The organism is Bauldia sp. (assembly GCF_020442045.1).
Lineage (GTDB): Bacteria > Pseudomonadota > Alphaproteobacteria > Rhizobiales > Kaistiaceae > Bauldia.
Map to the genome: position 1 here is coordinate 1 of NZ_JAGRLA010000116.1, position 4,235 is coordinate 4,235.

Genomic DNA, 4,235 nt, shown 5'->3' on the forward strand with positions numbered 1-4,235 from the left:
AACACCGCGTCGCCGACCTGCCGCGCTGGCTCGCCTGGTACAACCACCAGCGACCTCATGCTAGCCTCGCCAAACGAACACCAGCTCAGGCCCTCGACGGAACAACCTGATCAGAAACCACACCTAGGCAGCCAGATCGGCCACCACCGCGTCGAGGACGAAGGATCCGGCACGGGTCGCGCGCACGCGCCCGTCCACCGTCCGCTCGACCATGCCATGGGCGACGAGATCGGCAAGCTGCTCGGGATCGAGCTCGCGGCCCGAGATCCGCTGGTAGCGGCCGATGTCGATGCCTTCGGCGAGGCGAAGCCCCATCAGCAGCATCTCGTCGCCTTCCTCCTCGCGGGTCAGCAGCTCGTCGACGATCAGTCCGTCACCATAGCGCTCGACCCGGCCGAGCCAGGCTTCGGGGTTGCGCTCCGCCTCGGTGGCATGCCGCCCGTCCGGCAGCCTGAGCCGGCCGTGCGCGCCGGGGCCGATCCCGGCATATTCGCCATAGCGCCAATAGACCAGGTTGTGCCGGCATTCGGCGCCGGGCCGGGCGTGGTTGGAGATTTCGTAAGCCGGCAAACCATCGGCCGCGGCGACGTCCCGCGTCACCGTGTAGAGGTCGGCCGCGGTGTCCTCGTCCGGCACCTGCAGCTTGCCGGCCTGGTGGAGCCGGGCGAAAGGCGTGTCGTCCTCGATGGTGAGCTGGTAGAGCGACAGGTGATCGGCGGCAAGCTTCAACGCCTCGCCGAGCTCCCGGCTCCAGGCGGCGGGCGTCTGGCCGGGCCGGGCATAGATCAGGTCGAAGGAGATGCGCGGGAAGGTCTTTCGCGCGATCTCGATCGCGGCGCGCGCCTCGGCGACGTCATGGAGGCGGCCGAGAAAGCGCAGGTCCGCGTCGTTCAGCGCCTGGACGCCCAGCGACACCCGGTTGACGCCGGCGAGCCGGTAGCCCTTGAAGCGCTCCGCCTCGACGCTCGACGGATTGGCCTCCAGCGTCACTTCGGTCTTGGCCGCCACCGTCCAGTTCAGCGCCACCGCGTCGAGGATGGCGCCGACCGTCGCCGGCTCCATCAGCGACGGCGTGCCGCCGCCGAGGAAGATGCTCGACACCGTCCGTCCCGGCATCCGGTCGGCGGTCGCGGCGATCTCGCGGGCGAAGGCGCGGGCGAAGCGCGCCTGGTCGGGCGGATCGTGCCGGACATGCGAGTTGAAGTCGCAATAGGGGCACTTGGCGGCGCAGAAGGGCCAATGGATATAGACGCCGAAGCCGGGATCGCCGCCGCTCATCGGACCAGCATCTCCTCCGCGAAACGGGCAAAGGCGCGGGCGCGGTGCGAGAATCCCGCCTTGGTCTCCGGCGGCAGCTCGCCGAAGGTCTCCTCATGGCCGTCCGGCACGAACATCGGATCATAGCCGAAGCCGTTCTCGCCGCGCGGCGGATAGACGAGATGGCCGGTTACTTCGCCGGCAAAGTTTCTCGTCGCTCCGTCCGGGAATGCCAGGCAGAGAACCGCGACGAAGGCTGCCCGGCGGTGTTCCGGTCGGCTGGCGCCGAGGGCGTCGAGACGGTCGGCGACCTTCTTCATCGCCATGGCGAAATCCTTGCCGGGTCCGGCCCAGCGGGCCGAATAGATGCCGGGCGCGCCGCCGAGCGCCTCGACGACCAGCCCCGAATCGTCGGCGAGGGCCGGCAGGTTTGCCGCCTTTGCGACGGCAAGCGCCTTGATTTCCGCGTTTTCCGCGAAGGTCGTGCCGGTTTCCTCCGGCTCCGGGATGCCGAGCTCGCCGGCCGAGACGACGGACAGGCCGAAGGGCGCGACCATCTCGCCGATCTCGACCAGCTTGTGGGCATTGTGGCTCGCCACCACCAGTCTGTCGCCGCGCTTGAAGGCCGGGGCCATGTCGCGTCCGTCAGGAAATGGCGAGTTTCTGCAGCTCGACGAGCTGGGCGATGCCGGCGCGGGCGAGGCCCATCAGCTCGCCGAACTCGGCCTCGCTGAACGGGGCACCCTCGGCGGTCCCCTGGATCTCGACGATTCCGCCGGAGCCGGTCATCACGAAATTGGCGTCGGTCTCGGCGGCGCTGTCCTCGACATAGTCGAGGTCGAGCACCGGGGTCTCCTTGTAGATTCCGGCCGAAATCGCGGCGACATGGTCGACGAGCGGCGACTTCTGGAGGACCTGCCGCGCCAGCATCCATTCGATACAGTCGCGCAGCGCCACCCAGCCGCCGGTGATCGCCGCGGTGCGGGTGCCGCCATCGGCCTGGATGACGTCGCAATCGACGACGATCTGGCGCTCGCCGAGCGCCTTGAGGTCGACCACGGCGCGAAGCGACCGGCCGATCAGCCGCTGGATCTCCTGGGTGCGGCCCGATTGCTTGCCGGCGGCCGATTCGCGGCGCATCCGCTCGCTGGTGGCGCGCGGCAGCATGCCGTATTCGGCGGTCACCCAGCCCCGGCCGTTGCCGCGCAGCCAGGGCGGCACGCCGGAATCGAGGCTGGCGGTGCACAGCACGTGGGTGTCGCCGAATCGCACCAGGCACGAGCCCTCGGCATGTTTCGAGACGCCGCGCTCCAGGCGCACCGGGCGCATGTCGGCCGGAGCGCGTTTCGAAGGCCTGAGGCCGGTTTCGACAGCATTTTCCATATCGCTTCTTAGCCGCCAGGTCGCACCAAGGCAAAGCCCGCTTGAAACCTTGGTGAAAACCGACACTTAATAGCCATGGACACGGGACGTAAGCGATGACCAGTCAGCCACCGTCGGGCTTCCAGATCGGCGCCGGTGCCGGCGATTCGCAGGGCTCCGCCCTGCAGGGCCTCGACCGGCGTTCGCGCGACATCTTCCGCAGCATCGTCGAATCCTACCTCGATACCGGCGAGCCGGTCGGATCGCGCAATATCAGCCGCCTCCTGCCGATGTCGCTGTCGCCGGCCTCGGTGCGCAACGTCATGGCCGACCTCGAGCAGCTCGGCCTGATCTACGCGCCGCATACCTCGGCCGGACGGCTGCCGACCGAATACGGCCTCCGCTTCTTCGTCGATGCCCTGCTCGAGATCGGCGACCTGTCGGTCGACGAGCGCCGCAGCATCGAGGCCCAGATGCGCGCCAACGAGCCGGGCCGGACCATGGAGAGCCTGCTCAACGAGGCGAGCCAGGCGCTGTCGGGCCTGTCGCGGGGCGCCGGGGTGGTGCTTTCCGGCAAGACCGACATCAGGCTGAAGCATGTCGAATTCGTCCGCATCGAGCCGGCCCGGGCACTGGTCGTGCTGGTCGGCGAGGACGGCTCGGTCGAGAACCGGCTGATCGACCTCGATCCCGACACCACACCCTCGGCGCTGATCGAGGCCGGCAACTACCTCAATACCCGGCTGCGCGGCCGCACCCTTTCCGAGGCCAAGACCGAGCTCGAGCGGCGCGCGGCGGAAGCCAGGGCCGAGCTCGACGAGCTGACCGGCAAGCTGGTCGATGCCGGGCTCGCGACCTGGGGCGAGGTCGGCTCCGGCCACCCCTCGACGCTGATCGTGCGCGGCCGCGCCAACCTGATCGAGGACGTCAGCGCGGCCGAGGACCTCGAACGCATCCGCCACCTCTTCGACGACCTCGAGACCCAGCGCGAGCTGATCCGCCTGCTCGGCCTCGCCGAGGCCGGCGACGGCGTCCGTATCTTCATCGGCTCGGAGAACCAGCTCTTCTCGCTGTCGGGATCGTCGCTGGTGGTCTCGCCCTATCGCGACACCGAGCAGCGCGTCGTCGGCGTGCTCGGCGTCATCGGCCCGACCCGGCTGAACTATGCCCGCATCGTGCCGATGGTCGACTATACCGCCCAGCTCGTCAGCCGCCTCCTGCGCTGACCGTCGCTGCTGCCCGGCAACCCAGGGCCGGCTACGCACCCAGCCCTCCCCTTGTGGGAGGGCCTCAACCGGCAGCTCGGCCAGTCTATGCGGCAGCGGTTGACGCCGACCGGGGGTGCTCCGCGGAGCGGACGGGCCTCGAAGGACGCAACGCCCCCGGGTCACATCTCAGGCGCCGAGGTAGGTCAGCCAGATCGCCTTGTCGCCAAGGATGTCGAGCCGCTGGCGATGGGCGGCGATCTCCGCCCCGGTCACCCGGAAGAGGCGCGGCTCGGGCCGCGGCGCCGCGGCGGCCGCGCCGGCATGGGCCTGCCGCGCCGCCCCGGCCCGCTCGTCGGCGAGGATCAGGCTCGCCTGGCGGCCGCCGATCAGCTCGACATAGACCTCGGC

General features: G+C 69.6%; 5 protein-coding genes and 1 pseudogene. 2 read left to right on the forward strand and 4 right to left on the reverse strand.

Annotated elements, in window-relative coordinates; translation table 11 throughout:
* Positions 1 to 17 precede the first annotated feature (17 nt).
* Positions 18 to 110, forward strand: a complete 93-nt coding sequence (locus KDJ86_RS20615; protein ID WP_367116808.1) for an integrase core domain-containing protein — start codon at positions 18 to 20, stop codon at positions 108 to 110.
* A 13-nt stretch (positions 111 to 123) separates the two neighbouring features.
* On the opposite strand, the gene hemW is transcribed toward KDJ86_RS20615, so the two are convergent.
* The 3 genes from hemW to rph are packed head-to-tail and all read right to left on the reverse strand — an operon-like array spanning position 124 to position 2,640.
* Complete coding sequence (hemW, locus tag KDJ86_RS13315; protein ID WP_291746601.1) at positions 124 to 1,278, reverse strand: radical SAM family heme chaperone HemW; 1,155 nt, start codon at positions 1,276 to 1,278, stop codon at positions 124 to 126.
* On the reverse strand, positions 1,275 to 1,892 hold the full coding sequence (rdgB, locus tag KDJ86_RS13320) for an RdgB/HAM1 family non-canonical purine NTP pyrophosphatase (protein WP_291746605.1): 618 nt from the start codon (positions 1,890 to 1,892) through the stop codon (positions 1,275 to 1,277). The genes hemW and rdgB overlap by 4 nt, the downstream gene beginning before the upstream one ends.
* Before the next feature lie 10 nt (positions 1,893 to 1,902).
* Positions 1,903 to 2,640, reverse strand: coding sequence for a ribonuclease PH (gene rph / locus KDJ86_RS13325; protein WP_291746607.1), 738 nt, complete (start codon positions 2,638 to 2,640; stop codon positions 1,903 to 1,905).
* 95 nt (positions 2,641 to 2,735) lie between these two features.
* On the opposite strand from rph, the gene hrcA reads away from it, so the two are divergent.
* On the forward strand, positions 2,736 to 3,845 hold the full coding sequence (gene hrcA, locus KDJ86_RS13330) for a heat-inducible transcriptional repressor HrcA (protein WP_291746610.1): 1,110 nt from the start codon (positions 2,736 to 2,738) through the stop codon (positions 3,843 to 3,845).
* Between the two features lie 168 nt (positions 3,846 to 4,013).
* On the opposite strand, the pseudogene KDJ86_RS13335 reads toward hrcA, so the two are convergent.
* Positions 4,014 to 4,235, reverse strand: a pseudogene (locus KDJ86_RS13335) (DNA polymerase III subunit epsilon); the annotation flags it as partial.

Excerpts from the sequence above, each read along its gene's own strand:
- rph (WP_291746607.1), bottom strand. The coding sequence starts at position 2,640 with ATGGAAAATGCTGTCGAAACCGGCCTCAGGCCTTCGAAACGCGCTCCG.
- rdgB (WP_291746605.1), bottom strand. The coding sequence starts at position 1,892 with ATGGCCCCGGCCTTCAAGCGCGGCGACAGACTGGTGGTGGCGAGCCAC.
- hemW (WP_291746601.1), bottom strand. The coding sequence starts at position 1,278 with ATGAGCGGCGGCGATCCCGGCTTCGGCGTCTATATCCATTGGCCCTTC.
- hrcA (WP_291746610.1), top strand. The coding sequence starts at position 2,736 with ATGACCAGTCAGCCACCGTCGGGCTTCCAGATCGGCGCCGGTGCCGGC.